The following is a 25,462-nucleotide window of genomic DNA, read 5'->3' as shown; positions in this document are numbered from 1 at the left end:
TCGTGAACCTCGGGCTATGGCGTCGGAGAGGTGGAGGAGGGGGTGCCGGGCGCGCGCGAGCGCAGGAAGGGGTGCGGAAGGGTGCGCTCACGGGCGAGGCGGTAGGCGAGCGGCGCCCACACGATGACGGCGACGGCCGCCCCGAGCAGCAGGCCGCCGACCGTGTCGCTCATCCAGTGGGCGCCGAGATACGTGCGGCTGACCGCCATGAGCAGCGCCCACGCGACGCCCAGGCACCAGACCCAGACGCGCGGAAAGAGGATGGCGAGCACGACCACCATCGTGGCCGCGTTCGCCGTATGCCCGGACGGGAATGAACCCGCGTCGGCGTTCACCAGGATCTCAGTCGGCCGCGCCCGCCCGACCGTGTGCTTCAGCACTTGGACGAGGACGACCGACAGGATGCTGGCCGACGCGAAGAACAGGGCACCCCACGGCCGACGGAACGCGAGCAGCAGCAGCACGATCACCACGGGGATCACCGCCGAGCCGACGATCCCTCCCCCGGCGTAGTTGAAGAAGAGGGCCGGGCCGAGCCAGAAGGGCGAGCGGTGCTCGACGATCTCCTGCATCCACTCGAGGTCGAGGGAGAACGGCTCGGTGGGGCGGAACGCGATGATCGCGCCGAGACCGAGCACGAGGAGCACGGCGACAGAGGCCGAGATCACCGGCCAGAAGCGGCTGATCCGGGCGGCCTGCCGCAACTGCTCGTGCTGGGTGGCCGGGGCGTCTGGCTGGTCGTCCGCATCCATCGCCCCACCGTACCCGCGAAACCTGACACGAGACGTGAGTGGTTGCGGGTGCGGGCGCCTCCGCACCCGCAGCGAGTCACGTCTCGCGGAACGGGGAGGCTAGTGCGCGAGGGCGGGGACCGTGCGCGGGCGCACGATCAGCCAGAGGGCGGAGATGGACACCAGGGCGCAGGCCGCCATCACGTAGCCCATCGGCGCCGCGCTGCCGACGCCCAGAATGCCCACGATCGGCGAGACGATGCCCGCGATGCCGAAGTTGAGCGCACCCAGGAGGCTCGCCGCGGTGCCGGCCTCGTGGCCGTGATTGTTGAGCGCCAGCACCTGCACGCACGGGAAGCCGAATCCGCAGGCCGCGATGAAGAACCACAGCGGGATGGCCGTGCCCCAGAGGCCGACGTGCGCCTGATCGAGCACCACGATCACGACGGACGCGACGAACATGACGACGGTGGAGACGGCGAGGATCCACTGCGGGCCGACGTACTTCGTGAGCCGCGCCGACGACTGGACTCCGATGATGATGCCGATGGAGTTGACCGCGAAGAGGAGGCCGTACTCCTGGGCGTTGAACTTGTAGATCTCCTGGAAGATGAACGAGCTCGACGACAGGTAGGCGAACAGACCCGTGAAGTTCGCAGCGCCGACGATCGCGATGCCGACGAACACCCGGTCGGAGAGCACGGCCTTGTACCGCTGGCGGACGGTCGAGTGTCCGGCGTCGTGGCGACGCGCCTTCGGGAGGGTCTCGACGATCCAGAGCGAGACGCACACGATGACGAAGAGCCCGTAGAACGCGAGCACGACGAAGATGCCGCGCCACGGCATCACGAGCAGCAGCCACGATCCGATGACGGGGGCGAGCACCGGGGCGAGCCCGTTCACGAGCGCCAGGCGGCTGAGCATGCGCACGAGCGGACGGCCGCCGAACAGGTCGCGGACCATCGCCATCGCGACGACACCGCCCGCCGCCGCGCCGATCCCCTGCATCGCGCGGGCGACGCCGAGCAGCTCGACGTTCGGCGCCACCGCGGCGCCGAGGCAGGCCAGGATGTGGACGGCCGTCGACGCGATCAGCGGGGTGCGCCGGCCGATCTTGTCGGACCAGGGACCGACCAGGAGCTGCCCGAGACCGAACCCGATGGTCGTCGCGGTGAGCGTCAACTGGATCGCCGCGGTCGACACGTTGAAGTCGGACTGCAGCGTCGGCAGTGCCGGCAGATAGGTGTCGATCGTGAACGGCCCGAGCGCGGTGAGCGCGCCGAGGATCAGGATGTACGCCAGGCGCTGACGGCCGGAGAGGGAGTCGCCGGGATGCACGACGGTGGTCACGAAGAAGGTCCTTGCTGGGTCGGAGGTGCGGGAGAAGTGGCGCACGGGCGGCGGACGCACGAAGAAGCACCGCGCTGCGTTCACGCGGTGCCGGTGTCGGTCGAAGCCGGGAATCGAATCGATTCGACTCGGCGACACCATTCATCCTATCGCAGGCGGCCGCCCGATGTTACCGTGCGCATCCCCCGCATTCCGGGGGTGGAGGCGCTGCGCCGACACCCGAGGCGGCGAACATTCCGCCCTCTCGGCGTTTTCGCGTGCACTTCGTGCCGCCTCGCCGAGCCCGCAGTCAGTGCGCGGGGGCAGGCGCAGGGGCGGCGAGGAGGGGGCCGAAGGCCAGCTCGGCCGCGCCGATCATGAGGATGTCGCCGCCGAGCTCGGCGCGCACGATCCGCAGGCGCTCGGCGCTGGCCGCGAGCGCCTGATCCGAGACGAGCTGCGGCAGGCGCTCGGGCGCCAGCGCGTGGAGCGCGCCGAGGAACCCGCCGAGCACGATCAGCTCGGGCGCGAAGACGTTCGTGGCGTTCCGCAGCGCCGTGGCGAGGAAGCCGAGCTGCCGGTCGACCTCGGCCGCGACCGCGGGGTCGCCCGCCGCGACCGCTGCGGTCAGCGCGAGCGAGAGCTCCTCGCCGTCGGCGGCGCGCATCCCGAGCACACCGAGCAGAGCGCGCTGGCTGACCTCCGTCTCGAGGCACCCGATCGCGCCGCAGTGGCAGCGGATGCCCGCCGAGTTCACGAGGGTGTGCCCCAGCTCGCCCGCGTACCCGCTGATGCCGGTCAGGGGCTCGCCGCGGACGATGACGCCCGCACCGATTCCGGACGCGCCGCCGTTGAGGTAGACCAGGTCGGACGCGCCGCGGCCGGCCCCGAAGAGCCGTTCGGCGTTCGCGCCGAGGCTCGCGTCGTTCGCGGCGAGCACGGGGTAACCGGTGGCGGCCGCGAGCTCGGCGGCGAACGGCTCCTCCGCCCACTCCAGGTGCGGGGCGAGGCGCACGACGCCGTCCTCCTCCCGCACGAGCCCGGGGACGGCGACGCCGATGCCGACGACGCGGGAGGCTGCGGCCAGGTCGGGCCGCAAGCCGTCGATCACCGCGGCGGCGATGGCGGCGGCCTCCTGCGCGGTCGGCACGTGACCGGTGGGGAACCGCACCCGGCGGTGGACCGTGGCGTCCAGCCCGACGACGCCGACGGTGACCGCGTCGATCTCGGGGTTCACGGCGAGCGCGACCACGCGGCCGTCCGCGGCGACGACCGGCGACGGGCGCCCGACGCGGTTGCTGGTCTCCGGATCGCGCTCCCGCACGAGGCCGTACTCCACCAGCTCGGCGACGAGCGCACCCGTCGTCGACCGGTTCAGCCCGGTCGCCTGGGTCAGCGCCGAGCGCGCCAGCGGACCGCCGCGGTGCACCATCCCGAGCACGGTGGAGAGGTTGTGCCGTCGCACCGTGTCGAGGTTCGTCCCCGCCGTCGTGTTGCCGTTCATGGTCCCGAGTACTGTATTACAGCTCGGCGCGACCTCCGCTGGACGCGACGGTGCGGCCGGTCGCGACATCCCGGAGCGTGAAGGGATGCGCTTCCGGACCCGACGCCCGCAGCGCGTCACCCGATCGCGTGACCGCGTACTCGGCGACCTCGCCCTCCGGCGTCGTCACCGTGACGGTGCGCGTCGTGTCCGGACCCGGATAGACGGCCAGCGTCAGCCCCTCGCGGTAGTCGTAGTCGGGGCGGTCGTCGCGCCCGCCGAGCGGGAGCACGGCACCCTCGCGCACGTAGAGCGGGAGGCTGTCGAAGCCGTGCGTCTCGCGCCTCCAGCGGCCGCCCTCCACCTGCTCGCCCGAGAAGAACTCGGTCCATGTCCCGGCCGGCAGGTAGAACTCGACGTCGGCCGGTGAGAACACCGGGGCGACGAGGAGGTCGCCGCCGAGCAGGTACTGCCGGTCGAGGTGGTCGACGGCCGGGTCGCCGGGGAACTCGAGCTGGAGCGGTCGCATGACGGGCGTGCCTCGCAGCGCGGCCTCCTGGCCCGCGGCGAACAGGTACGGCATGAGCCGCAGCTTGAGTGTCGTGAACCGGCGCGTCACCTCGACCGCCTCCTCGTCGAACGCCCACGGGACGCGCACCGAGTCGCTGCCGTGCAGGCGCGAATGGCTCGACAGCAGACCGAACGCGGTCCAGCGCTTGAAGACGCCCGGGTCGGGGGTGCCCTCGAAGCCCCCGATGTCGTGACTCCAGAACCCGAAGCCGCTGAACGCGAGGGAGAGGCCGCCGCGGAGGGTCTCCGCCATCGACTCGTACGAGGAGGTGTTGTCGCCGCCCCAGTGCACCGGCATGGTCTGGCCCCCGGTGGTCGCCGAGCGTGCGAACAGCACCGCGTCGCCGGCGCCCCGGGCCTCCTGGAGCACCTCGAACACCGCCTCGTTGTAGAGCTGCGTGTAGAGGTTGTGCATCCGCTCGGGCGACGAGCCGTCGAAGTACGCGACGTCGACCGGGATGCGCTCCCCGAAGTCGGTCTTGAAGCAGTCGACGCCCTGCGCGACCAGGCGGCGCAGCTGGTCCTGGTACCAGCGGGTCGCGTCCGGGTTGGTGAAGTCGACCAGCCCCATCCCGGCCTGCCACATGTCCCACTGCCAGACGTCGCCGTCCGGTCGCCGCACCAGATACCCGGCGGCGGCCGCCTCGGCGAAGAGGGGCGAGCGCTGACCGATGTACGGGTTGATCCAGACGCTCACGCGCAGGTCCTTGCCGTGCAGGCGGGCGAGCATCCCCTCCGGGTCGGGGAAGGTGCGCGGGTCCCACTCGAAGTCGCACCAGTTGAACTCGCGCATCCAGAAGCAGTCGAAATGGAAGACGGAGAGCGGGAGGTCGCGCTCGGCCATGCCGTCGATGAAGGAGGTGACGGTCGCCTCGTCGTACGCCGTCGTGAAGCTCGTGGAGAGCCAGAGCCCGTACGACCACGCCGGCACGGTGGCGGGCCGGCCGGTCAGCGCGGTGTACCGCTCCAGGATCTGCTTCGGCGTCGGCCCGTAGATCAGGTAGTACTCGAGGCTCTCCCCCGGCACCGAGAACTGCACGCGCTCGACCGACTCCGACCCGATCTCGTAGGAGACGTGGCCGGGATGGTCCACGAGCACGCCGTAGCCGCGGTTGGTCAGGTAGAACGGGATGTTCTTGTAGGCCTGCTCGCTCGAGGTGCCGCCGTCGGCGTTCCAGATGTCGACGGTCTGGCCGTTCTTCACGAGGGGCCCGAACCGCTCCCCCAACCCGTAGACCAGCTCGCCGACGCCGAGCGCGAGCTGCTCGTGCACGTACGTGCCGTCTCCCGCGACCGTCATGTGGGCGAGCGACTTGCGACCGCTCGACGTGAGCACCGTGTCCCCGGCCGAGAAGGTGAGCGACCAGGGCGCACCGCGGCGGACGGTCGCGACGAGGTCGCCGGCGCGCAGCATCCCGCTCTCGTCGTCGACGATGACCTCGACCGGGGCGTCCTCCGTCGCGAGCGCGAACCCGCGCTCGGCGCGAGCGCCCTGCCAGTGCTCGACGCGCACGCCGATCACGTTCGGCATCGGCGAGTGGAGGGTGACGGTGAGCGTCGGCCGGTTGAGGGTGTCGCCCCGGCGCGCGATGACCGCGCCAGGGGCGGTGACCGTGACGGTGCCGTCGCCGGCCTCCACGTCGTACGCCTCCTGGGCGTAGACGGGCGTGACGCCGTCGCGGAGCTGCCAGAATCCATCGGTGAACTTCATTGCTACTTGACCGCTCCTGCTGTGATGCCGCGCGTGAGAGTGCGCTGGAAGATGAGGAAGAACACGAGGGTGGGGATGAGCCCCAGCAGTGCCGACGCGGACGTGGTGGTGACATCCATCAGCCGGTCGCCCTGCAGCGCGCTGATCGCGACCGGGACCGTCTGGTTGTCGTTGGAGACCAGGAACGTCAGCGGGATGAGGAACTCGTTCCACGTCCAGATGAAGAAGAAGATCAGCAGCACGCTCAGCGTCGGCCGCGAGATCGGCACCACGACGCGCCACAGGATGCGCCAGCGCCCCGCACCGTCGAGCGACGCGGCCTCCAGCACCTCCTTCGGGAACGTGCCGTACACGCTCGACAGCAGGTAGGTGCCGAAGGCGCTCTGGATCACGGTGAAGATGATGATGACGCTCCACACATTGTCGTAGAGGCCCACCTGCTTGAACATGAAGTACAGCGGGTACAGCAGCGACTCCTGCGGCAGCATGTTCGCGAGCAGGAACAGCACGATGATCCAGGTGCGCGCCTTCACGCGGCCGATGCCGAGCGCGTAGGCGTTGAGCACCGAGATGACGACCGCGAGGATCGAGACGACGCCCGAGATGAACACGGAGTTCCAGAGCTTCTCGGGGAAGTTCACGCGGTTCCAGAAGTTCACGATGCCGTCCGTGTAGAACGACGTCGGCAGTTGGAGCGGCCCGCCCGAGTTGTAGTCGGCGGGGCTCTTGAACGAGTTGAGCACGATCAGCAGGAACGGGAACGCGATCCCGACGCCGATCAGGACGGCCACGACCAGGATGATCCAGTCGGTCACGGTCTTCTTGGGCTTCTGCCGCTTGAGCTTGCGCGGGGCGGCGGGCGCGGGCGCGCCGGTGCGGGGGCGGTCGATGGTGGTGGACATCAGCTCTGGTTCTCCCGGCGCTCGGCCCGGTTCTGGGCGACGATGAAGAGGATGGACACGGCCACGATGACGACGGTCAGCGCGGTCGCGATCGTCGCGCCGTATCCCACCTGCTGGCTCTGGAAGAACTCGCTGTAGGAGTAGTAGCTCGGCACCATCGTCGCGGTGCCGGGGCCGCCGCGGGTGAGCGTGTAGACGGGGCCGAACACCTTCAGGGCCGCGATGGTGCAGGTGAGGGTGACGACGAAGATCTCGGGCCGGATGATCGACACCGTGATGGCGCGGAACCGCTGGAACCAGTTGGCCCCGTCGAGCTCCGCCGCCTCGTACAGCTCGGGGTCGACGCGCTGCAGGGCGGCCATGAAGATGACGACCGGGTAGCCGAGCTGCACCCACACCATCACCGCCATGATCGACGCGAGGGCGGTGTCCGGGCTGCCGAGCCAGTTGTGCTGAAGGTCGCCCAGGCCGATCGCGGCGAGGATCGTGTTGAGCGCGCCGTTGTCCGGGCGCAGGATCCAGCCGATCACGATCGCGGCGATGACCACGGGGAGGATCTGCGGGAGGTAGTAGGTGGCGCGCAGGAAGCTGGCGAACCGGCCGCCGAACTTCTTGCCGATCAGGTCGAACAGCATCGCCGCCAGGATGAGGCCGACGAGGGTGGGGATGACCACCATCGCGACGATCATCGCGATCGAGTTGCCGAACGAGGTCCAGAACTTGTCGTCCCCGAAGAGCCGGACCCAGTTGTTCAGGCCGATGAACTTGGGCGGCCGGATGCCGCGGTAGCTCGTGAAGCTGAGGTAGATGTTCCAGACCAGCGGGATCAGGACGATCACCGCCAGCAGGACGAACCCCGGCAGCAGGTACCACCAGAACGATCCGCGCCCGCCGCTGGGCAGCAGCGAGTCCCCGCCGCGCTTCCGCGACGTCGCCGCGCGCACGTCGACTGCGACCATGCGTTACTCCTTGCTGTGTGCCGTCCCGGGGCCGGCCTCCGTCGAGCGGACGGCCGGCCCCGCGACGGGTGGTTACTGGTTGACGATCTGGTCGACGCCGTCCTGGTACTCGCTGCCGAGCTCCTTGTTGACGGCGGCCGGGTCCTTCGTCCCGTTGATGAGCTCCTGCAGGCCGGCGTTCAGCTGGTCGTAGAAGGTCGGGGTGGGCCAGTCGGGGTAGTAGGCGATGCCGTCCTCACCGGTGAGGGTGTTGAAGTTGGCGATCAGCTCCTTCGACTTCTCGTCGGTGATGTCGCTGGTCTTCGCCGCGACGGGCACGCCACCGTTGTTGCCGATCAGGGCCTGGATCTTGTCGCTCATCGTGATGTCGATGAACTTCTCGGCGAGGCCCTTGTTCTTGGCGTTCTCGGGGATCACCCACATGTTGCCGGCCGATCCGGGCGACAGCTTCGTGCCCGGGTAGAGGAAGGTGCCCCAGTCGTAGCCGGTGATCTCGGACTGGAACCGGCCGTACCACCAGCTGCCCGAGAAGAAGATCGGGTACTTGCCGGCGATGAAGGCGGTTCCGGCGTCCTCGGCCTTGAGACCGGAGGCGTCCGTGGAGATGTATCCCTTCTGCACCCAGTCGTCGACGGTCTTCGTGGCGTAGGAGAGTTCGGACCCCTGCCAGTCGACCTTGCCCTTGTAGAGCTGGTAGTCGTCGACGAACGAGCGGTCGGCCTTCGTCAACGCCAGCTGGTACCAGAGCTGGCCGAGCGGGTATTCGGCGGCCGACTCGGCGAGCGGCGTGATTCCGTTGTCCTTGAACTTCTGGAGCGCGGCGACGAACTCGTCCTGCGTCTTCGGCACCTCGATGCCGTACTTCGCGAACATGTCCTTGTTGTAGTAGACCTCGACGTACTCGCCGTAGTTCGGGACGCCGTACCAGGAGCCGGAGCCCATGATGCCCTTGTCGTCGTACCGGGCGGTCGTCTGGAGGCTGGTCGCGAGCTTCTTGTCCCAGCCGTACTTCTTCACCGCGTCGTCAAGATTGGTGAGGAGGCCCTGGCTGGCGAGCAGACCCGCGGTCGCGTTGCCCTTGTTGTACTCCAGGATGTCGGGGGCCTCGTTGGAGTTGAGGACCTGGGAGGCCGTGGAGCGGATCTGCTCGAAGGCCTTCGCCTCGAACTTCACCTTCGCCCCGGTCTCCTTCTCGAAGTCGGCGATGGCCTGGTTCCAGGCCTTGCCCATCGCCGAGTCCTCGCCCTCGTAGTGCCACAGGGTGAGCGTCTTGCCGGTCCCGTCGGTGCTGTCGGAGCCGGAGTCCGACGTGCCGGAGCAGCCGGCCAGCAGCAGCGCGCCGGCGGCCAGAGCGGCGCCGAATGCGAGGTGCCTCTTGCGCATCGTTTACCTCCTTGTAGTGGAGTGGACGCGCGTCTGCAGGCCTCGCAGCCACTCCGATGCATTTTGTTGGTGACCACAACATAAAGGAGGCCGAGACGGATTGCAAGCGCGAATTCTGCGCAGACGGGCCGCTACAGAGCCTTGAACGATTTAGTTCACGAGCGCAACAATGCCCGCGCGGGCGTCACGCGGCGAGGACGTGCGCCGGGTCGGCGATCAGGTCGGAGAAGACCAGTTCCGCCGCACCGATGAGCATCTGGTCCGTGCCGAGCTGCGCCTCCGCGACCACCACGCCGTCGCGGGACGAGTGGATGACGCCGTCGAGCAGATCGGCGGAGCCGTGCGCCAGGGCAGCCCGGTGGAGCGCGGCGAGGAACCCACCGAGCACCACCACGGAGGGATTGAAGACGTTGACGGCGTTGCGCGTCGCGATCCGGAGGGCTGCGTATTGGGCGGCCACGACGGCCCGTGCGCTCGGCTCGTCGGTGGCGACCAGTTCGTCGGCCAGTGCGGCGGCGTGGGCGGAGTCGAGGCCGACCGCCCCGAGGAGCTCGGCCTGGGTGACCTCGGCTTCGAGGCAGCCGCGGGCACCGCACGAGCAGGTCCGGCCGTCCGAACGCACGAACGTGTGCCCGAACTCCCCCGCGTAGCCGGCCGCCCCGGTGAGCAACCGGCCGCCGCTGATCGCGCCGCCGCCGATCCCGGAGGCCCCGCCGATCAGGTAAACCAGGTCGTCGATGCCGCGTCCGGCGCCGAAGGCGCTCTCGGCGCGCAACCCCAGCACGGCCGCGTTCGCCGCCCAGACCCGGAGCCCGGTCGTCTCGGCCAGCATCCGCGCGAGCGGTTCGTCGACCCAGCCGAAGTGGGTGGCCTCCCGCACCATGCCGTCCGAGAGCCGCACCTGGCCGGGCACGGCGACGCCGATGCCGGCGATCCGCACGCCGGTCTCGCCTGCAAGCATCCCGGCGATGCCGGCCGAGGCCAGCGCGACGGTCTCGGCGACGCTCCGCGCCGAGGCCGTCTCGACCCGGATGCGTTTGAGCACGCGACCACCGAGGCCGACGAGTCCGACGATCACGGCATCCACCTCGGGGTTCACCGCGACCGCGGCGACGCGATCAGACACCCGAACGAGCGGGCTCGGCCGGCCGCGCGGGGCGGGAGCCCCGGAGCCGGCTCCGGTGGGTGGCGTCTCGTCCACCTCCACGAGCCCGAGGCCGGAGAGCTCACCGACCAGGGCGCCGACCGTCGAGCGATTGAGCCCGGTCAGGCGCGTGAGGTCGCTGCGCGAGAGCGCGCCCTCGCGATGCACGAGCCCGAGGACGGTCGCCAGGTTGCTCCGGCGCAGCGCGTCCGTGGCGCCGCCGGAGGCGTGGCGCACGGTGCTGAGCTCGGAGGCCGTCGACATGTTCCGACAATAACGCCCGTCGAGGTGCACCCGTTCGACTAGGCCGCCTTGCGGTATAGCGAGAGGATCTCTCGCATCACCCGATCCGACAGACGTCGATCGTCGAGGTCCTGGACGATCGCGGAGGCTTCGGCCGGCGAGTATCGGCTCTCGCACATCCCCTGGAACACGAACGCCTCAAGCGTCTCGTACTTACGGGCCATCTGCGTCGCGTTTCGCTGCAACTCCTGCTGCCTGAGGATGAGATCCAGGTCATAGTCACCGGTTGTTCCGATGGGATGCACCTGGTGATAATTGATCGCGTCTGCTATGTAAATGAAGGAGCTTCCCTCACGCCAGAGGCGATAGCCCAGGTCCGTGTCCTCGGCGCCCCAGCCCGCATACGAAGCCTCAAAACCGCCGACGTTCTCGAATGCGGCACGACTCATCGACACGTTTGCGGTCGTCATCGCCAACCACGGAAGTCGGAACCCAGAAAACGAGTCGCCATGACTCCTCCGCACCATATCGAAGTTGTCCCGGTGGCTTGGAAGCACGAATTGGCGCAGTGCCTCCACTACGCCGAGCTTCAGGATGTCCTCCACGGACACAAGGTCGGCCTCCTGTTGCAGTGAACCACGCAGGGAGGCCGCAGCGACGAGGTGTGCCGCGGCGGGAAGCGAATCTGGGACCCACCGTGTGAGCGCTTGCTTCTTCTGGCCGATTGAAATCTGTTCCGATTTCGATGCGGCTTGAACGTGAGCGGCGACAAAGTCTGGTGCGGGGACTCGGTCGTCGTCGCAGAAGATGAGAAGTCCACCACTACCGCAATGAGCACCCGTATTCCGTGCAGCGCCCCTGCCTGCGTTGGTCTGGGAAATGAGCCGAACATCGACGCGACCGCGAAAAAAATCGATCGCCGGCCGCAAGTCAGCTGCTCCGCCATCATCGACAACTATCAGCTCGAAGTCGTCATACGACTGTTGGGAGAATCCTGCCAGGGTCAATCCCAGGTAGAACTCCTTATCCCGCGTGGGTATTACCACGGTCACGTGAGGCATTTGCCCCTCCTTCCTTTCGTGCGTTGATGAAGAGCATGACCAGAGCAGTCGCACTCAGAGCCGACCCGATCAGGAAGATGCCCGGTCCGTAGCCATCGATCAGAAGCGGCAACAGAATTCCGATCAGGCCTCCAACCTGCAAACTTCCTTGATACAGACTGGCGCCGCGTTCCGCGTGTCTTGATGCTTCAACAAACTTCTGCACACCGAACAGCTGGAAACCTGAGGTGAACACGGCGTACAGGACCTGCGACCCGACCAGCGTCCAGGGCGATGTTCCGGAGGCTACTAACGCCATCGAACAGATTCCAACAGCAGCGACCCCCATCAGAGGAACCGTGCTCCCTGCGTGGTCGCCGAGGCGGCCCAACGGCCGCAATATGACGAGTTCACTGATGGCCGTCGCCGCGAAGAGGAGGCTGATTACCGCGGCGGCAACACCCGCCTGTTGAGCGAAAAGCGGGAAATACGTGGATCTCAACGAGTCCGTCGCGCGCAGCAATGAAATCGCGAGCCCGAGAACCACAAGCACACTCATCTGGTTTCGCGGCGTCACCCTCGGAGAATCTCCGCGCGGGACAGGGGTGGTACGCAAATCCCTTGGCCGACGCCACACGACTTGGAGTACGAACGTCATAAGCAGGGCGAAGAGCGGAACCTCCAACTCGGCCCATCCGATGAGCGAGACGCCGGAATACAGGACCAGACCCACAATGTAGCCAAGGATCCAGACGCGTCGAACAGTAGCCATCGAAGAGCCGAGGCGTGCGCGTGGTTCCTGTTCGGACGCGATGCGGCCGAGGTAGATCGGGTATTGGAGCGAGTAGGCGGCCATCAACAGCGCGGCGACGAGGATCGTTGGAAGAGGCATTGCGAATGCCCACGTGAGCAATCCGATTCCCGCCAGCACGGCCACCGACGACCCCAGCAGGATTGTTGACGAGCTGAACATCCCTTTGAGCCACTGATGCGGCATCAAATTGATCGCCGCTCCACTCACGTTCCACACGACGAAGAACGCCGCAATTCCCCATTTCGATACTCCAGCGTGGTTGAGGGTCAGGACGAGTGAAACTCCCAGACTTCCTGAGAAGACAGCATTGAGGAACAGCAGTATTACCGTTGACGCTTTCGGTCCGATCAACAACCGGCGGGTGAGCCGCGGCGCAGAACTTCCTGTCCCACTTCGATTCGAAGAGGGGGCATCGCTACGGCGCATGTGACGCGGCCGTGAGCACATTGACGAGACGGTTCTGATACGTCTTCATGTCGACCGCAGTTGTCTTGGCCGTCGCCCGCCGGGGTAGTGCGTCGATCGCCGATCTTATTTCGGTCCACGCCGGCCTGTCGCCCGTCTCGTCAACTGCCGCTCCCCACACGGTTTCAACGGGTGTGCTTGGGCGGAAGACCACGTTCTGGCCCTCGCTCGCTGCGCGGATTCCGTTGGCAAGCCGTTCCGGGTTGTGGCCTGGAAGTGCGACTGACGGGATCTGGTCAGCGAGACACCTCAGCGTGATTCCGTGCCCTCCATGATGGACAATCGCTCGGAGGCCGGGACCGATCCGGTCCAGATCCCAGAGCGGCGCGACGTCGAGGCTCCGTATGCCCTGTCGGGCACCGTCCGGAGTCAGTTGCCTACCACCGGTGGCCACGTAGATTCTTCCCGGCCAATCCGCGAAGGCCTCCTCGAACTCGGCATCCACACTTCCAACAGTGCGATAGAACAGCAGATTCGTTGGGTCAGGATCTGCTGCGTCGAAGCCGCGATCGAGCAGTCCGGTGTGCACTACATCGACCTCGGGCGAGCCGAGCCAGTCGACCGGCTCAAGTTCTTCGGAGCTCGGGATGGCTATGCGGCTGCGGCAGAACAGCCACCGAGCATCGTCACTGATCGGAGCGAGGCCGAGGGCAGTGAGCTCATGGTTTATCGCATCGATCGGCAGAAGCCACGTCGCCGGAATTGTTTGCCCGTCGTAGCAATAGCCCGGTAGCTGATTGTCTTGGCAAATAGAAACGATTGGTATCTGCTCAGCGAGCGCGGCGAGCATCATGGACACACGGTTGTCGTTGACTACCAGATCAGGCTTCACGCGGCGCAGGAGGTTTCGATCCAGAGATACAGATGCTGACAGAACGCCAGCCCTATTCCAATCAAGCCACGGGTCGATAGCTTCAGCCCACGGCTCATAGCACTCGTATTGCCATCCGGCATCGACAATCCGTTTGACGTGCATTGAGTTGGAGTGCCCGTAGATCATTGGGATCCAGCCCTCGTCGCCGAAGGCGCGCCCGATCTTCTCTAGCCGGGTGATGTGTCCATGACCACGCCCCCACGAGGTGAGCAACAAACGCTTCTGCCTCATATGCTTCTCACCGCCGATTGCCGATGCATGAGCGCCGGCTCACGGGTTACCGTGCGCAATGTTGAGGTCAACGGGAGCGAACCGATTGACTCCACTTCGTTGCAAGCAGGCGACAACGATCGAGTTCGACGCGATGGCGCCTGACATCCAACGCGCATCGTACGGCGATCGCCTCTCAAGATCGTGGTTCGACCAGCGCTCGATCCGCGAAGCGAATCGCTCGAAGTCATCGGCAGAGCACCAAATACCGTGTAGAGGGACATCGAAGCTCTCGAGGTAGGTCCGCTCTCCTCCGGTGTATGCGAACTCGCCCAACCAGTCGGGCAACTGGCTGGCAACGAAACTGCGACAGGCTCCCACCTCTCGCTCAGACGGCTCTGCTGAGAGCGAGAACTGGCGATTCAGATCCGCAATGCCAAAAGGAAGCAAGTGGGTTGAACCCCGAGGCGACGTGACCTGGATACTTCCGCCACCAACGTTGATGGCGTCGAGGGACGCAACGTCAGATTCCTTTGCCAGAGCACGCCTCATCAGGCTCGCTTCGACTTCTTGATCGATGATTTGGGACGAGATGCCGAGGAATGCGCAGGCTGCCGCCAGCGTGTCAGCGAGTTTGGGGCGACGGCGAAACGCCGCAGTCGCCAATGCCGTGACTCCTCCGAGATCCAGTACTCCGTCCAGAAACCGCTCGAGGAATTCGACCATCTGATCGGCGCTGATTTCCGCGTCGAGTATCTCCCAGGTTGCCGTCCGGACGAGTCGGAGCGATTCGCCTTCCCGCCGGTACAGCTTGACGCTGTGGCTACCGAGATCGAGAGTGTGAATCGCTGACTCGGACTGATCGGACCGAATTTGTCGTACCTGGGAGACCACCGCCAACCGCTCAACATCACTCATGCCACGGCCTCGTGCTTCTCCTTCAGAGCAGCGAGCGTCGCCGAGTAGCGCGTTGGCAACAGAGGGAATACCTCGCCAATCGGACGGGTGTATCCGGCAAGATTGGGGTCGCTGACTGGCTCATGAGTGAGGACTTGAACGCCTTGGGCGATCGCGTATCCGATCTCCATCGTTGCTGCCGCTCCGAGATATCCGTCGATGTTCGCTACGACGATGAACGTCGAGTGTCGGATCATGGCGAAGATCGAGTCTTGAAGGGTGCGAGGGTCCGTCGTGGGATCGATGTCCAGCAACACAAACTCGTCGGTGGGATTGATGACCGTTTCGCTGACAGGTGCGAGCACTCCCACTTGTTCGGCTTCAAGCGAAGCCTTCAGCGCTAGCATCTCGGTGAAATGACGTCTGTAAGAGCCGCTGATTACCGCCTTGAGTGCGATGGTATTTGCGGTCATCGGCGTGCTCCGCGCGCTTCGGCCCGGCTAGAAATCCTTATCGTGCTGGGGTGCGAGATCGGATGTGGGTTCGGAATTCGCATTGTCATCGTTGACTTCCCTCGCAATCTGAAAGGCAGACATTGTTGTCTAAGCACTGGTGGGAGGCTAGCCATCGTTGCCAGCGCGGCCAGGCTTGCCGATCGCGCTTGAGTACCGGTTGAGATCAATGCAGTATCGCGAGGCACGCCAAGCAGTACGAGGTTCCCAATAAACGGTGATGGCACCCCTGCCTTGCGTGCGCTTGTGCCCGTGGAATATCACCCACACCTCTTGCCTCGTGTGCACGTCGAGCGCCTCGATCGAGAGTGGGCCGCCCGAGCTGCGAAGCGGGCGCGAAGGCTTTGTGTAGCGTCGAGCCGATTGGAATCCGCGCCCGGTCACGCAGTGCGGAGACGTCCGTGATTGCCCCGAAGTGGTCTGTAGCGTGGAAGAGGAGGCCACTGAACCTGGGCCGCTCCGTCACCAGGTTTCCGGCCGCGCCCCCAGCGGCACCGGCGTCGGCCGCTCGACCGTCGAGCTGAGGGTGACGACCGCGTGCTCGCGGCCGGCCGTGACGACGGCCTCCATGATCTCCAGCACGTGGAAGGCCAGGTCGCCGGAGGCGCGGTGCGGGCGGTCCGTCTCGATCGCCCGGGCCAGATCGGCCAACCCGACGCCGCGGCCGGCGTCCGCGTAGCCGGCGGCGACGGGGACCTCCCGGAACTCCCGGTCGTCGGCGGTGGCGATGAGCACCGCGTCGGAGAACTGATTCGGATCGGGCACCGCGATCGTGCCGCCGGTGCCGTGCACCTCGAAGAGCGGGATGCGCGTGGCCCACACCTCGAACGACATGGTGACGGTGGAGGCGACGCCGGATGCGTGCTCGAGGATGGCGGTCACGTGGGTGTCGACGCCAACCGGGAGGGCGGCGCCGGCGAGCGGTCCGGTCGCGACGGTGCGCTCGCGCGACGACCGCCCCGTGACGCCGGAGACGCGCACGACCGGGCCGAAGAACGTGACGAGACTGGTGAGGTAGTACGGCCCCATGTCGAAGAGCGGGCCACCGCCCGGCTGGTAGTAGAACGCGGGGGCGGGATGCCACAGCTCGTGCCCGGGCGCGCTCCACGCCACGGCCGCGGCGACCGGGGTGCCGATGCGGCCGTCATCGATCAGGGCGCGCGCGGTCTGGATGCCGGTGCCGAGGACGGTGTCGGGCGCGCTGCCGACGCGCAGGCCGAGCTCGGCGGCGCGGGCGAGCACCGGTGCGGCCTCGGCGGTGGCGAGCGCCAGCGGCTTCTCGCCGTAGACGTGCTTGCCCGCCTCCAGCGCGCGCACCGCCACCTCGGCGTGGGCCTGCGGGATGGTGAGGTTGAGCACCGCGTCGATGCCCGGATCGGCGAGCAGGTCGTCCACCGAGAGGGCGCGCACGCCCTGCTCACCGGCGACCGCGGACGCCCGTGCGAGGTCCAGATCGGCCACCGCCTCCAGCCGCAGCCCGGGCAGCGCCGGGAACTGGGCGAAGTACTGCCGGCTGATGTTCCCGACGCCGATGACGCCGATGTTCAACGGGCTGCCCACAGCAGTCCCCTCTCGATGATGGTTCGGACGGGCCGGCTCTCGACGATCTCGAGCCGGTGGCCGGGGGCGGAGACGAAGACGCGTCCCTCGCCCCACTGGCGCGTCCAGATCGCCGGCGCCGTCACAGGCCGGTTCCACGCATCCCACGGCCGCACCGACTGCGTCGTGGTGGCGAGGACGTCGTTGTACTCGTCGGAGAGCACCCAGTACTGCTCGCTCACGAGGTCGAAGTCGTCGATCCCGGCGGTGATCGGGTGGGTCCTCCCGTACTCGGTGATGCGGACCGTGTACGGGATGTAGTTGTCGCTCTGCTCGCCGGTGCGCTCGGCGGGGTCCTTGCCCGCGTGGTGGGCGAACTGGCCGCCGATCATGTGGAGGTAGTCGGCGCTGTTCCGGTACGCATCGGCGATTCCGCCGTGCCAGCCCGCGAGACCCGCACCGTTCAGCACGGCGCGCTGCAGCCCGGCGAGCTCGGCCGGCTCGATGGTGCTCATCGTGTTGATCTGGACGATGAGGTCGACGGTGTCCATGAACGGCTCGTCCGCGTAGACGGCGGGCGAGTCCTCGACGCGCACGGTGAAGCCGTTCGCCTCGAGGAAGGGGATGAAGAGGTCCGTGGTCTCGACGGGCATGTGCCCGTCCCAGCCGCCGCGGACGACGAGTGCGTGCTTGGTCATGATTCCTTCCGTGGTCCGCGGGTCAGGCGGTCTGGGTCCAGGCGCTGCCCGCGGCGGCGCTGCGCTCGACGGCGTCGAGGACGCGCTGGATGTGGAGGCCGTCGGCGAACGACGGCTCGGGGTCGGTGCCGCGGGCGATCGCGGTGACGAGGTCGACGACCTCGTGGCTGAAGGCGTGCTCGTAGCCGATGGCGTGCCCGGTCGGCCACCAGTTGGCCATGTACGGGTGCTCGGGCTCGGTCACGATGATGCGGGTGAAGCCCTGCTCCCCCGCGGGCGCCGTGGCGTCGTAGAACTGCAGCTCGTTCATCGCCTCCAGGTCGAAGGCGATCGCGCCGCGGGATCCGGACAGCTCGATCCGCAGCGCGTTCTTGCGTCCGGTCGCATACCGGGTGGCCTCGAAGGCGCCGATCGCCCCCGCCGCCGCGCCGCCGTCGAGGCGGGCGGTGAACCAGGCCGCGTCGTCCACCGTCACGCGTCCGCGCTCCGCGGAGGCGGTCCCCGAGAGCCCGACGGTCTCGCCGAGCAACGGGCGCTCCTCGACGAACGTCGCGAGCGTGCCCGACACGCTCGACAGCTGCGATCCGGTCAGGTGCTCGACGAGGTCGATCGCGTGGGCGCCGATGTCGCCGAGGGAGCCGGAGCCCGCCTGCTCCTTGTCGAGCCGCCACGTCATCGGGCCGTCCTCGTCGGTGAGCCAGTCCTGGAGGTAGAGGGCCCGCACCTGGCGGATCGTGCCGAGGCGCCCCTCCGAGACCAGCCGCCGCGCGAAGCCGATCGCGGGCACCCGCCGGTAGCTGAACCCCACCATCGACCGCACGCCCCGGGCGGCGGCGCGCTCGGCGGCGGAGACCATGGCCTCCGCCTCGTCGACCGTATTGGCGAGCGGCTTCTCGCAGAGCACGTGCTTGCCCGCATCCAGGGCCGCGATCGCGATCTCGGCGTGCGACGAGCCCGGCGAGCAGATGTCGACGACGTCGATGTCCGGATCGTCGATCACGCGACGCCAGTCGGTCTCCGCCCGCTCCCAGCCGAACTTCGCGCGAGCGGCCTCGACGCGTTCGGCGTCGCGCCCGACGATCGTGCGCATCACGGGCTCGGCCGGGAGGTCGAAGAACCGCGGCGCGACCCGCCAGCCCTGCGAGTGGGCGGCCCCCATGAAGCCGTAGCCGACCATCGCCACCCGCAGGCGGCCCGTCGCATCCGTCATCGTGTCCCGCTCCCTCGCGCACGTCCGGTGGCGACGCTAACGGCGGCTCGGAGCGGCCCGCAAGTTACCGCGGACCGATTGGAAAACTTTCGTGGGTCACGTCGGCGGGGCGGCCGTGGAGCTGCGCACCACGAGGGAGGTCGCCAGCTCGATCCGCGTGACGTTGGCCTCCCCAGCCCGCATCCGCAGCGCGAGCCGGGTCGCCTCCTCCGCCATCTCCTGCAGGGGCTGACGCACCGTGGTGAGCGGGGGCCGCGCCCAGAGCGCCGGCCGCACGTCGTCGAACCCGAAGACCGACACGTCCTCCGGGATGCGGAGCCCGAGCGCCGCCGCCGCGTCGTAGACGCCGAGCGCCTGCGTGTCGTTCGCCGCGACGATCGCGGTCGGGCGCTCCGGGAGGCCGAGCAGCCGACGCCCCTCCTTCGCCCCCGACGCCTGACCGAACGTGCCGACCCGCGCGAGCTCCGGGTCGAACGGGATGCCCGCCTCGGCGAGCGCGGACTGGTACCCGGCGACGCGGGCGCGCGAGCACATCAGGTCGGTGGGACCGGAGATCACCCCGATGCGGGTGTGGCCGAGGTCGAGCAGGTGTCGCGTCGCGGCGACGCCGCCCGCCCAGTTGGTCGCGCCGACGGCGGCCATGTCCGGCGGCGGGTCCCCGGCGGGGTCGACGACGACCACCGGGATGTTGCGGGTGCGCAGCTGCGTGCGCTGCACGGCCGTGAGGTTCGAGAACTGCAGGACGACCGCGAGCGGCTTGCGCTGGAGCACGCCGGCGATCCAGTCGTCGCCGAAGCTCCGATGGTCGCCGACCACGCTGAGCGTGAGCACCAGCCCGTTCTCACGCGTGATCCGCTCCACTCCGCGCAGGATCTCGATGGACCACTCGCTCTCGATGTTCTCGACCACCACCTCCACCGTGCCGCCGCGCTCGGGGTCGAGGCCGCGGCGGGCGTATCCGGAGCGGAGCAGGAGGTCCTCGACGCGCTGTCGCGTCGCGGCCGAGACGCCCGGGCGGCCGTTGAGCACTTTGGACACCGTCGAGAGCGAGACGGACGCCTCGCGGGCGATCGCCTCCAGCGTGGGCCGCGCAGATGCAGGGGAGGCGGGGGATGCGCCCACCCGTCGTTCGGCCATGCTGTCACTGTGCCACAATGTCGGCCATGCCTCTCTCCGACCTCACCCACGCCGAGCTGCTCGCCTACCGCCCGGAGGTCGACGAACCGGCCGACTTCGACGCGTTCTGGACGCGGACGCTCGCCGAGGCGCGTGCGGCCGGAGGCAGCTCCACCCTCGTCCCGGCCGAGACGCCGATCACGCAGCTGATCGTGGAGGATCTCACGTTCCCCGGCTTCGACGGGGACCCGGTGAGCGCGTGGGTGACGCGGCCGAAGGGGGCCGACGGGCCGCTCCCCACGGTCGTGCAGTACCAGGGCTACGGCGGCGGCCGCGGCCTCCCCGGCGACAACGCCCTGTGGGCGCTCGCGGGATACGTGCACGTGATGATGGACACGCGCGGCCAGGGCAGCCGGTGGGGTTCGGGAGGCGACACGGCCGACCCGCACGGCGCCGGGCCGTCGGTCCCCGGCTTCATGACGCGCGGCATCGAGCACCCGGACGACTACTACTACCGCCGGGTGTTCACGGACGCGGTGCGCGCGGTGGATGCCGCGCGCGAGCTGCCGTTCGTCGACCGCGACCGCGTCGCGGTGACCGGCGGCAGCCAGGGCGGCGGGATCGCGATCGCGGCCGGCGCACTGGCCGACGGTGTGGCCGCCGTGCTGCCCGACATCGCCTTCCTGTGCGCGTACCGGCGCGGCGCGGACGTGGCGGCGGACGGCCCGTTCATCGAGCTGGCGCAGTACCTGTCGGTGCACCGCGACCGGGTGGACGACGTCTTCCGCACGCTGTCGTACTTCGACGGCGTGAACTTCGCCCGCCGCATCCACGCGCCCGCGCTGTTCTCGGTCGCCCTGATGGACACGATCGTGCCCCCGTCGACGACCTTCGCCGCCTTCAACCACCTCGCCTCGGAGGATCGCACGATCGAGGCGTACGCCTTCAACAACCACGAGGGCGGCGGCACCGTCCACTGGCAGAAGCAGACGGTCTGGCTGGCGGAGCGCTTCGTCGCCTGAGGCGCCGGGCGCTTCGCGCTCCGCATTGCGCCCTGCCGCCCGCGACTGCGCCGTCCTGGGACGATTGCGCGCCGTCGACGCGCCGCAATCGTCCCGCGGGACCGCAGTCGCGGCGCAGGCGATTCAGCGCGGGGGCGCGGTCGTGCCGCGGGTGATGAGGCGCGTGGGGAGGACGAGGTGCGTCTTCTCGGGGGTCTCGCCGGCCATCAGGGCGGTGAGCATGCCGACCGCGGCGGCGCCGAGGCCCTGGATGGGCTGCCGGATGGTCGTGAGCTGCGGAGTCGACTGCGACGCCTCGGGCACGTCGTCGAAGCCGACGACGGCCAGGTCGCCGGGGACGTCGATCCCCAGCTCCGCCGCGACCTCGATCACCGTGAGCGCCGAGAGGTCGTTCGCCGCGAACACCGCGGTCGGGCGCCCCGGCTGGGCGAGGAGCCTCAGCGCAGCCTCCCGCACCGTCTCGGGCTCGTAGCGCCCGATGGCGACGATCTCGGGGTCGTACGGCAGCCCCGCCTCCCCCAGCGCGCGCCGGTAACCGGCATCGCGCAGCCCGGAGGAGCGCAGATCCGGTCGGCCGGCGAGGAAGCCGATGCGCCGATGGCCGAGCTGCACCAGGAACTCCGTGGCCTGGCGTGCGCCGCCGAAGCTGTCGGACTCGACCGTGGGGAGGTCGGCACGGCCGGTGTGCGGGTCGATGGCGACGATCGGCACGTCGGCGGAGACGTTGACGACGGTCGGGGTGACCATGATCACGCCGTCGATCAGTGTGCCGCTCAGCCGGCTCAGCGAGCGGCGCTCCCAGCCCTCGGGCGAGAGCTGGCGCGACCCGCTGTACGCGAGGAGGTCGTAGCGGGAGTCGTGCAGGGCGGCGCCGACGCCCTTCAGGATCTCGGCGCTGAACGGCTCGAAGTCGGCCACGAGCACGCCGATCACGCCGGTCTGGCGCGACCGCATGCTGCTGGCGACGAGGCTGGACTCGTAGCCGAGCTCCTGCACCACCTGGAGCACACGCTCCACGGTCTGCACGGCGACGCCGTAGCGCCCGTTGACCGCTTTCGACACCGTGGCGACCGAGACGCCCGCGGCCTCGGCCACGTCGTTGATCGTCGGTCGGCGTCCCATGGAGCGCGAGCCTAGCACCGGAAAACGGTATTGAAAACGATATTGAAAACGTTTGACACGTCTCGGCGGGGTTGCGACACTTCAGTCACCGTCCGGGTCATCCCGGGTCCTGCGAGGTCGACCCCGCCGCCGCGAACGAGGCAGTTGCACGGCGGTCGAGACGACACCCGAACCGGGGCACCGCGCGGCGGCGCCCCACTCAACGAAGAGAACAGGTTGGAATCACATGAAAGGCATGAAGCTCCTGACAGGGGCGGCTGTCCTGGTTCTCGGATCGCTGGCGCTCAGCGCCTGCAGCGGTCCGTCCGACAGCTCCAGCGACGGCAAGGTCTCCATGACCCTCTGGCACAACGCCACCACCGGTCCCGGTGCGGCGTTCTGGAAGACCACGGTCGCCGACTTCGAGAAGGCGAACCCCGACGTCACCATCAAGGTCCAGGCGATCCAGAACGAGGACCTCGACGGCAAGCTCCAGACCGCGCTGAACTCCGGCGACGCCCCTGACATCTTCCTGCAGCGCGGCGGCGGCAAGATGGCCGCGATGGTGCAGGCCGGGCAGCTGATGGACCTCAGCGACAAGGTCTCGTCCGACACCAAGAAGGTCGTCTCCGACGGCTCCTTCAAGGCCGAGACGTACCAGGACAAGGTCTGGGCAATGCCGGTCTCGGTGCTGCCGGGTGGGCTGTTCTACAGCCAGGACCTGTTCAAGGCCGCCGGGATCACCGAGGCGCCCGCGACCATCGACGACCTGAGCGCCGACGTGCAGAAGCTCAAGGCCACCGGCGTCGCCCCCATCGCGCTCGGCGCGAAGGACGCCTGGCCGGCCGCGCACTGGTTCTACTGGTTCGCGCTGCGCGAGTGCTCCGGCTCGACCATGGAGAAGACCGCCGACTCGAAGAGCTTCTCCGACGGCTGCTGGCTGAAGGCCGCGCAGGACCTGCAGGACTTCGCCGCGCAGGATCCCTTCAACGAGGGCTTCCTCACCACCTCGGCCCAGCAGGGCGCCGGCAGCTCGGCCGGCCTCGTGGCCAACCACAAGGCGGCCATGGAGCTCATGGGCGCCTGGGACCCGGGAGTGATCGCCTCCCTCACCCCTGACCAGAAGCCGCTGCCCGACCTGGGCTTCTACCCCTTCCCCGAGCTCTCGGGCGGCAAGGGCGAGCCCGGCTCCATCATGGGCGGCGTCGACGGCTACTCGTGCTCGGCCAAGGCGCCGAAGCAGTGCGCCGACTTCCTCAACTACATCGCGACCACCCCGGTGCAGGAGGCCTACTACAAGGCCTTCAACGCCCCGCCGGTCAACACGGACGCGCAGAAGCAGGTCACCGAGCCCTACCTGCAGGACGTGCTCGCCGCCTACAACAAGGCGCCGTACGTCTCGCAGTGGCTCGACACGGTGCTCGGCCAGAACATCGGCAACGCGCTGAACGTCGCGGTCGTCGACATGCTGGCGGGCAAGAGCGACCCGAAGGGCCTCATCCAGGCGGCGAACGACGCAGCCAAGAAGGGCTGAGAGGACCACTCGTGAGCAGCACCCGCGAGACCACCCGCCCCGGCTCCGTGTCGACGTCGGATCTCGCGCAGCACGACGGGAGCGGCGCGACAGCGTCGCTCCCGTCGCGGCCGCGCCGGCGCGGCGCCGGCTGGGCCGGCCGCGCAGAGATCGCGATCCTGGCCGGCCCGGCCGTCATCGTCTTCCTGGCCTTCGTGATCCTCCCGGTCGCGATGGCCGCCTACTACGGCTTCTACCGCTGGGCCGGATACGGCCCGCCCACCGACTTCGTCGGACTCCAGAACTACGTCGTCATCCTGACCGACCCGGCGTTCCTGCAGGCCATCGGCCACAACGCCTTCATCGTCGTGATGTCCCTGATCATCCAGGGACCGATCGCGATCCTGCTGGCGCTGCTGCTCAACCGCCGGATGCGCGGCCAGTCGATCATCCGCATCCTGATCTTCGTCCCCTACGTGATCTCGGAGGTCGTCGTCGGCACGGGCTGGAGCCTGATGCTCTCGACCAACGGGGCGCTCAACGGGATGCTCCACAACCTCGGGCTCGGCAGCCTCGCTCACGATTGGCTCTCCGACCCGAACATCGCGATCTGGACCCTGATGGGCATCCTGACCTGGAAGTACGTCGGGTTCGCCGTCATCCTCTTCCTCGCCGGCCTCCAGGGCATCCCGGAGGAGCTGTACGAGGCGGCCGCCCTCGACGGCGCCTCCTACTGGCAGATGCAGCGCCGGATCACCCTCCCCCTGCTCGGACCGACGCTGCGGATCTGGGCGTTCCTGTCGATCATCGGCGCGCTGCAGCTCTTCGACCTCGTCTACATCATCTGGGGCCAGTACGTCGCATCGACGGCAGGCACCTCGACGATGGCGACCTACATGGTCGCGAACGGCCGCAACGCGGGCAACTACGGCTACGGCAACGCGGTCGCGGTCGTGATCTTCCTGATCTCCCTCGTCGTCGCGCTCATCTACCAGCGCTTCGTGCTCCGCCGCGACACCGCAGGCGCCCTCACCGAAAGGAAGACCCGATGACCGCGCTCACCGCCGGGCGGACCCGGCGCCGCGGGAGCGGCACGAACCCGACCAAGCGTTCCACGAAGGAGCGCCTGCCCTGGGGCTCGCCGACGGTCTACTTCATCGCGTTCGTCGTGATCGCCCTGATGATCGTGCCGATCATCTACATCATCCTGGGCGGCTTCCGCACCAACTCGCAGATCACCGTCGACCCGGCGGGCTTCCCGAACCCGTGGAACGTGCAGAACTATCTGAGCATCCTCGGCGGCAGCGTGTTCTGGGGGCAGGTGCTCAACTCCACGATCGTCGCGCTGGTGACCACCATCGGCGCCGTCGGACTCGGCCTGATGGCGAGCTACGTGCTCGCCCGGTACCAGTTCCGCGGCCGCGGCGCCCTCTACGCGCTGTTCGCCGCCGGGCTGATGTTCCCGATCACGGTGGCCATCACACCGCTCTACATCGTGGTGCGCAACCTCGGCCTGATGAACTCGCTGGGCGGCGTCATCATCCCGCAGATCGCGTTCGCCCTGCCGACGACGATCATCATCCTGGTGCCGTTCCTGCGCGCCATCCCGGACGAGATCCAGGAGGCGGCCTTCATCGACGGCTGCAGCCGCCTGGGCTTCTTCTTCCGGATGGTGCTGCGCCTGTCGCTGCCCGGCGTCATCACGACCGGCATCCTGGCCTTCATCGGCAGCTGGAACAGCTACCTGCTGCCGCTGTTCATCCTCAACAACGACGCGACCTTCACCCTCCCGCTCGGCGTGCAGGCGTTCTCGTCGCAGTACGCCACCGACACGGCGCAGGTGCTCGCGTTCACCTCCCTCTCCATGATCCCGGCGCTGATCTTCTTCAGCCTGTTCGAGCGCCGCATCGTCGGCGGGCTGACCGGCGCCGTCAAGGGCTGACCGGCCCCTCCCCTGGCGACGCCCCGCGCGCGCCGCAGAAAGAAGTGTGATCTG

General features: G+C 68.2%; 22 protein-coding genes. 4 read left to right on the top strand and 18 right to left on the bottom strand.

What is annotated here, in order from left to right; translation table 11 throughout:
* Nucleotides 1–14: 14 nt before the first annotated feature.
* The 17 genes from FHX33_RS15935 to FHX33_RS15855 all read right to left on the bottom strand — a co-directional run bounded on the left by FHX33_RS15935 (nt 15) and on the right by FHX33_RS15855 (nt 19,851).
* The gene (locus FHX33_RS15935) at nt 15–752 is read right to left on the bottom strand and encodes a phosphatase PAP2 family protein (RefSeq protein ID WP_021757377.1); all 738 of its coding nucleotides are present in this window, start codon (nt 750–752) and stop codon (nt 15–17) included.
* A 99-nt stretch (nt 753–851) separates the two neighbouring features.
* Nucleotides 852–2,081: a multidrug effflux MFS transporter gene (locus FHX33_RS15930; RefSeq protein WP_039920922.1), complete on the bottom strand. Its 1,230-nt coding sequence runs from the start codon at nt 2,079–2,081 to the stop codon at nt 852–854.
* 289 nt (nt 2,082–2,370) lie between these two features.
* On the bottom strand, nt 2,371–3,564 hold the full coding sequence (locus tag FHX33_RS15925; RefSeq protein WP_183428715.1) for an ROK family transcriptional regulator: 1,194 nt from the start codon (nt 3,562–3,564) through the stop codon (nt 2,371–2,373).
* A 16-nt stretch (nt 3,565–3,580) separates the two neighbouring features.
* The gene (gene yicI / locus FHX33_RS15920; protein ID WP_021760872.1) at nt 3,581–5,824 is read right to left on the bottom strand and encodes an alpha-xylosidase; all 2,244 of its coding nucleotides are present in this window, start codon (nt 5,822–5,824) and stop codon (nt 3,581–3,583) included.
* 2 nt (nt 5,825–5,826) lie between these two features.
* Nucleotides 5,827–6,726: a carbohydrate ABC transporter permease gene (locus tag FHX33_RS15915; protein ID WP_021760874.1), complete on the bottom strand. Its 900-nt coding sequence runs from the start codon at nt 6,724–6,726 to the stop codon at nt 5,827–5,829.
* Nucleotides 6,726–7,685 (bottom strand): carbohydrate ABC transporter permease, encoded by a 960-nt coding sequence (locus FHX33_RS15910; RefSeq protein ID WP_021760876.1) that lies wholly within the window; start codon nt 7,683–7,685, stop codon nt 6,726–6,728. The genes FHX33_RS15915 and FHX33_RS15910 overlap by 1 nt, the downstream gene beginning before the upstream one ends.
* A 72-nt stretch (nt 7,686–7,757) precedes the next feature.
* Nucleotides 7,758–9,068 carry an ABC transporter substrate-binding protein gene (locus tag FHX33_RS15905; protein ID WP_021760878.1) on the bottom strand — a complete coding sequence of 437 codons (1,311 nt, stop codon included), beginning with the start codon at nt 9,066–9,068 and terminating at the stop codon, nt 7,758–7,760.
* Between the two features lie 184 nt (nt 9,069–9,252).
* On the bottom strand, nt 9,253–10,476 hold the full coding sequence (locus FHX33_RS15900) for an ROK family transcriptional regulator (RefSeq protein WP_021760881.1): 1,224 nt from the start codon (nt 10,474–10,476) through the stop codon (nt 9,253–9,255).
* Nucleotides 10,477–10,514: 38 nt separating this feature from the next.
* A complete protein-coding gene (locus FHX33_RS15895; protein WP_081703913.1) occupies nt 10,515–11,516 on the bottom strand; it encodes a glycosyltransferase family 2 protein in 1,002 nt (333 codons plus the stop codon).
* Nucleotides 11,479–12,663 (bottom strand): MFS transporter, encoded by a 1,185-nt coding sequence (locus FHX33_RS15890; RefSeq protein ID WP_169730322.1) that lies wholly within the window; start codon nt 12,661–12,663, stop codon nt 11,479–11,481. The genes FHX33_RS15895 and FHX33_RS15890 overlap by 38 nt, the downstream gene beginning before the upstream one ends.
* A gap of 61 nt (nt 12,664–12,724) precedes the next feature.
* Nucleotides 12,725–13,879: a hypothetical protein gene (locus FHX33_RS15885; RefSeq protein ID WP_155828986.1), complete on the bottom strand. Its 1,155-nt coding sequence runs from the start codon at nt 13,877–13,879 to the stop codon at nt 12,725–12,727.
* Between the two features lie 39 nt (nt 13,880–13,918).
* Entirely contained in the window at nt 13,919–14,776 is an 858-nt protein-coding gene (locus tag FHX33_RS15880) for a Ppx/GppA phosphatase family protein (RefSeq protein ID WP_021760893.1), read from the bottom strand.
* A complete protein-coding gene (locus FHX33_RS15875; RefSeq protein ID WP_039921582.1) occupies nt 14,773–15,228 on the bottom strand; it encodes a hypothetical protein in 456 nt (151 codons plus the stop codon). The genes FHX33_RS15880 and FHX33_RS15875 overlap by 4 nt, the downstream gene beginning before the upstream one ends.
* 501 nt (nt 15,229–15,729) lie before the next feature.
* Nucleotides 15,730–16,827: a Gfo/Idh/MocA family protein gene (locus FHX33_RS15870; RefSeq protein ID WP_183428713.1), complete on the bottom strand. Its 1,098-nt coding sequence runs from the start codon at nt 16,825–16,827 to the stop codon at nt 15,730–15,732.
* Nucleotides 16,812–17,504 (bottom strand): ThuA domain-containing protein, encoded by a 693-nt coding sequence (locus FHX33_RS15865; protein ID WP_021765327.1) that lies wholly within the window; start codon nt 17,502–17,504, stop codon nt 16,812–16,814. Before FHX33_RS15865 ends, FHX33_RS15870 begins: the two co-directional genes overlap by 16 nt.
* A gap of 22 nt (nt 17,505–17,526) precedes the next feature.
* A complete protein-coding gene (locus FHX33_RS15860) occupies nt 17,527–18,714 on the bottom strand; it encodes a Gfo/Idh/MocA family protein (protein ID WP_021765328.1) in 1,188 nt (395 codons plus the stop codon).
* A 96-nt stretch (nt 18,715–18,810) separates the two neighbouring features.
* On the bottom strand, nt 18,811–19,851 hold the full coding sequence (locus FHX33_RS15855) for a LacI family DNA-binding transcriptional regulator (protein ID WP_021765329.1): 1,041 nt from the start codon (nt 19,849–19,851) through the stop codon (nt 18,811–18,813).
* 26 nt (nt 19,852–19,877) lie between these two features.
* Here FHX33_RS15855 and FHX33_RS15850 point away from each other — a divergent pair, with 26 nt between their 5' ends.
* Entirely contained in the window at nt 19,878–20,852 is a 975-nt protein-coding gene (locus tag FHX33_RS15850) for an acetylxylan esterase (protein WP_183428712.1), read from the top strand.
* Between the two features lie 123 nt (nt 20,853–20,975).
* Here FHX33_RS15850 and FHX33_RS15845 read toward each other — a convergent pair whose 3' ends face one another.
* On the bottom strand, nt 20,976–21,974 hold the full coding sequence (locus FHX33_RS15845) for a LacI family DNA-binding transcriptional regulator (RefSeq protein ID WP_021764501.1): 999 nt from the start codon (nt 21,972–21,974) through the stop codon (nt 20,976–20,978).
* A 226-nt stretch (nt 21,975–22,200) separates the two neighbouring features.
* On the opposite strand from FHX33_RS15845, the gene FHX33_RS15840 reads away from it, so the two are divergent.
* The 3 genes from FHX33_RS15840 to FHX33_RS15830 are packed head-to-tail and all read left to right on the top strand — an operon-like array spanning nt 22,201 to nt 25,408.
* Nucleotides 22,201–23,487: an extracellular solute-binding protein gene (locus FHX33_RS15840; RefSeq protein ID WP_021764502.1), complete on the top strand. Its 1,287-nt coding sequence runs from the start codon at nt 22,201–22,203 to the stop codon at nt 23,485–23,487.
* Nucleotides 23,488–23,534: 47 nt separating this feature from the next.
* Nucleotides 23,535–24,518, top strand: coding sequence for a carbohydrate ABC transporter permease (locus tag FHX33_RS15835; protein WP_338092040.1), 984 nt, complete (start codon nt 23,535–23,537; stop codon nt 24,516–24,518).
* On the top strand, nt 24,515–25,408 hold the full coding sequence (locus FHX33_RS15830; protein WP_021765252.1) for a carbohydrate ABC transporter permease: 894 nt from the start codon (nt 24,515–24,517) through the stop codon (nt 25,406–25,408). Before FHX33_RS15835 ends, FHX33_RS15830 begins: the two co-directional genes overlap by 4 nt.
* The last annotated feature ends 54 nt before the right edge of the window (nt 25,409–25,462 follow it).

This window comes from Leifsonia aquatica (assembly GCF_014190775.1).
Taxonomy (GTDB): Bacteria; Actinomycetota; Actinomycetes; order Actinomycetales; family Microbacteriaceae; genus Leifsonia; species Leifsonia aquatica.
Note: the sequence above shows the minus strand (reverse complement) of the source record. Positions and strands in the feature narration are given on the sequence as shown.